Origin of the sequence: Streptomyces glaucescens (assembly GCF_002154375.1) — a bacterium.
In the GTDB taxonomy this organism is placed as follows: Bacteria; Actinomycetota; Actinomycetes; order Streptomycetales; family Streptomycetaceae; genus Streptomyces; species Streptomyces glaucescens.
Genome location: NZ_MUND01000332.1, coordinates 1 through 3,849 on the forward strand (window position 1 = coordinate 1; position 3,849 = coordinate 3,849).

Below are 3,849 nucleotides of genomic sequence, written 5' to 3' on the forward strand. Positions count from 1 at the left end.
GCCGCCGGACGGCGTGGGGGGTGGTGGCCTGCAACATGACCTGAACAACGCCCCAGGCGTCCGTACGTTGCGTTCGGCCCGCGCGGTCCGGCCGCCCGCGGCCACGCCCGGCCTCGAGCGTGCGGCCCCGCGCTCCCGGCGACGCACCGGGAAGCCCTTTGCCCTGCGGCCCGACTGCCTAGTACCGTGGGGGGCGATTGGTGACAGCGCGCTCGTCTGTGTCATCATCTGCACGCACCACTCGCGCTCGCGCGGGCGGCTGTGCTGGAGGCGTCGCCTAGTCCGGTCTATGGCGCCGCACTGCTAATGCGGTTTGGGTCTTAAAGCCCATCGAGGGTTCAAATCCCTCCGCCTCCGCGCAAGATCACCGAAACCCCGGTCCTCACGGACCGGGGTTTCGTCGTTCCCGGCCCCTCGACCCCCTCCGTCCCGACCCGACCCATCCGGCCCCATCGGACATTTCCGCAGGTCAGGTGGGGTAGACCAATCGGATTTCACATGACGGCGGCAGTCATGTAATGTTCTTCCTGTCGCCGCGAGCGGGCCGGAAGGAACGAAAGCGGCGGAGAAAAAAGAACAAGCACTCGTAGCTTAACGGATAGAGCATCTGACTACGGATCAGAAGGTTGCAGGTTCGAATCCTGCCGAGTGCACACAGAGCAGAGGCCCCGGAGAGATCCGGGGCCTCTGGCGTTTCGGGGCGACTGTCCGTCGCGAGTGCTAGAACACCGGCATGGCGTACAGATTCATGGCTCGGGTTGCTTGCGGGCTCGACGATCCCGACCAGGACGACTGTCTGATGGCGGGAGTGGCCGAGTCGGACGGCGAGGAGGCGTTCTCCTTGTTGTTCATGTGCGACTTCGCCGAACCCGACGAGCAGGAAGTGCGCCTCGGGATGGACACCCACTGTCTGGTCACGCCCGACCAGGGCACCGCGTACGGCTGTGTGCGGGAAGTGGCGCTGGACGGTGAAGTGCTGCGGGTGACCTTGGACCCGTCGTCGTTGGATGCCCTCGGGCTGGCCGATCCCGTCGTCGAGGCCGTGCTTCGGGCGCCGTCGGCGGACCTGGCGCGCATGCGCGAGGTGTTGCCCCGCATCCTGGCGTACGGGCGGCCGGATGCCCGCCCGAGGCTGATCAACCTCTAGCGCGGGGGCTCAGCGTCGCCACTTGTCCACAGAAGTCGTCGATCGGGCTGTGGATAACTGGAGTTGCTGTGGATCAAACCTGCCAGGCGTATATCGGATGCGTGATCCGTGTCTCTCGCGGCACCCTGGCCACATGGATGAGAGACGCACCGTGAAGGTGTCGAAGTACCTCTCGAAGCATCTGCGGCATCAGCCCGAGCGGATCGGGCTGGAACCGGACGACGGGGGATGGGTCGAGATCGACACCTTGATCGCGGCCGCCGCGGCGCATGGATTCCGCTTCACGCGGGCGGAGCTGAACCATGTGGTCGCCACCAATGACAAGCGGCGCTTCGCGATCGAGGGCGCACGGATCCGCGCCAGCCAGGGCCACAGCATCGAGGTCGACCTGGGACTCCCGGCGGTCACCCCGCCGCCGCACCTCTTTCACGGGACCGTGGCCCGCAACCTGGACGCGATCCGCGCGGACGGCCTGCGTGCCATGAACCGGCATGACGTGCACCTCTCGGCCGACCGCGAGACCGCGACCCGTGTCGGTGCCCGCCGGGGCCGGCCGGTGGTGCTCACGGTGGACGCGGGGGCCATGCACCGCGACGGTCATGAGTTCCGGGTCAGCGCGAACGGGGTCTGGCTGACCCAGGCCGTACCGCCGCACTACCTCGGCTTCCCGGAGCGGCCCTGAGACGGCGCGCCCGCGGCACCGGCACGCCTTTGAGACCGTGACCGACAGTCACTGTTTCACGTGAAACATGCCGGGCCGCTTAGGCTCGATGGCATGACTCTGCGCCTGAGCACCGTGATCCTGCCGTACCGCCGCTGGCACGAAGGCACCAAGGAGGCATGGCAGCGCGCCGAGCAGCTCGGCTTCCACACCGGCTACACCTACGACCATCTGTCCTGGCGCAGCTTCCGGGACGGCCCCTGGTTCGGTGCCGTGCCGACCCTGACCGCCGCCGCGGCCGTGACCCAGCGGCTGCGCCTGGGGACGCTGGTGACCTCGCCGAACTTCCGGCACCCGGTCACCCTCGCCAAGGAGCTGATCTCCCTCGACGACATCTCCGGCGGCCGGATCACCCTCGGTGTCGGCGCGGGCGGCACCGGCTTCGACGCGACCGCGCTCGGCCAGGAGCCCTGGTCACCGCGCGAGCGCGCCGACCGCTTCGCCGAGTTCGTACCGCTGCTGGACCGGCTCCTCACGCAGGACTCGGTGTCGTACGAGGGCGACTTCTACTCGGCGCACGAGGCCCGCAACATCCCGGGGTGCGTACAGCGCCCCAGGCTGCCCTTCGCCGTCGCTGCCACCGGCCCGCGAGGGCTGAAGCTCGCCGCCCGGTACGGGCAGGCCTGGGTGACCACGGGCGACCCGAAGCTGTACGAGACCGGCACGTCCGAGCAGTCGGTTCAGGCCATTCGCGGGCAGATCGAGAAGCTCACGGACGCGTGCGCGGTGATCGGGCGTGACGTGGCCGCGCTCGACAAGGTGCTGCTCACCGGATTCACCCCGGACCGCGGCCGGCCGCTGGAGTCCCTGGACGCCTTCGTCGATTTCGCCGGACGGCACCGGGAGTTGGGCTTCACCGAGATCGTCGTCCACTGGCCCGTCCCGGACTCGGACTTCGCCGCGGAGCAGAAGGTCTTCGAGCGGATCGCCATGGAGGCGCCGACCCAGCTGGGCTGAGGCGACGGGTGTGACGGGTGTGACGGGGCGGATGGCAGCGGTAATCACTCAGATGTGCGAGTCCCGCACGGTCGTGCGGGCATATGCGGGAGAATGACCGGGTGACCTCAGCGACTCGACAGCCCGAGACCCCGGCCGCCGCGATACCGCCCCGGCTGATCGCCACCGACCTCGACGGCACGCTGCTGCGCGACGACAAGTCGGTGTCCCCGCGAACGATCGCCGCCCTCGCCGCCGCCGAGGAGGCGGGAGTCGAGGTCTTCTTCGTCACCGGCCGCCCGGCCCGCTGGATGGACGTCGTCAGTGAGCATGTCCACGGCCACGGCCTGGCGATCTGCGGCAACGGCGCCGCCGTGGTCGACCTGCACGGCGGCCCCGGCACGCACCGCTTCGTGAAGGTGCGGGAGCTGGCCCGGGAGAACGCGCGGGACGCCGTACGGCTGCTGCGGGAGGCGGCACCGGGCACGGTCTTCGCGGTGGAGCAGACGTACGGCTTCTACCAGGAGCCGGACTATCCCAAGCTGCACATGGAGGTACCGGACGCGCTCGCGCCCGCCGAGCACCTGCTCGCCTCCAACGCCCCGGGTGCCGGCGAGCCCGTGCTCAAGATCCTCGCCTACCACCCCGCCCTCGATCCGGACGCCTTCCTGACGCTGGCCCGCCTCGCCATCGGCGACCGCGCCAACGTCACCCGCTCCAGCCCCAGCGCCCTGCTGGAGATCAGCGGGCCGGGCGTCTCCAAGGCCAGCACGCTCGCTCTGTGCTGTGCCGAGCGCGGCATCTCGCACGAGGAGGTCGTCGCGTTCGGGGACATGCCGAACGACGTCGAGATGCTCACCTGGGCGGGGCAGTCGTACGCGATGGGCAACGCGCATCCGGACGCCGTCGCGGCGGCGTCGGGCCGTACCGTCGCGAACAACGAGGACGGCGTGGCGGTGGTGATCGAACGGCTGCTGGCGGAGGGCGGCCACGCGGCCCCCGGACAGGGCGACCGCCGGCTCGGTTAGCGCGTGTCTCTTTGATG

General features: G+C 69.6%; 4 protein-coding genes and 2 tRNA genes. All 6 read left to right on the forward strand.

What is annotated here, in order from left to right; genetic code table 11:
- Positions 1-266 precede the first annotated feature (266 nt).
- The 6 genes from CCN42_RS21885 (at position 267) to CCN42_RS21910 (ending at position 3,832) form a co-directional block, all read left to right on the forward strand.
- A tRNA-Ser gene (locus tag CCN42_RS21885) sits at positions 267-357 on the forward strand.
- Between the two features lie 223 nt (positions 358-580).
- Positions 581-653: transfer RNA gene (locus CCN42_RS21890), tRNA-Arg, on the forward strand.
- An 80-nt stretch (positions 654-733) separates the two neighbouring features.
- Positions 734-1,147, forward strand: a complete 414-nt coding sequence (locus CCN42_RS21895; RefSeq protein WP_086738073.1) for an Imm10 family immunity protein — start codon at positions 734-736, stop codon at positions 1,145-1,147.
- A 133-nt stretch (positions 1,148-1,280) separates the two neighbouring features.
- Positions 1,281-1,829: an RNA 2'-phosphotransferase gene (locus CCN42_RS21900; protein WP_086738075.1), complete on the forward strand. Its 549-nt coding sequence runs from the start codon at positions 1,281-1,283 to the stop codon at positions 1,827-1,829.
- 93 nt (positions 1,830-1,922) lie between these two features.
- On the forward strand, positions 1,923-2,825 hold the full coding sequence (locus CCN42_RS21905; protein ID WP_086738077.1) for an LLM class flavin-dependent oxidoreductase: 903 nt from the start codon (positions 1,923-1,925) through the stop codon (positions 2,823-2,825).
- A 101-nt stretch (positions 2,826-2,926) separates the two neighbouring features.
- Entirely contained in the window at positions 2,927-3,832 is a 906-nt protein-coding gene (locus CCN42_RS21910) for an HAD-IIB family hydrolase (RefSeq protein WP_169731502.1), read from the forward strand.
- The last annotated feature ends 17 nt before the right edge of the window (positions 3,833-3,849 follow it).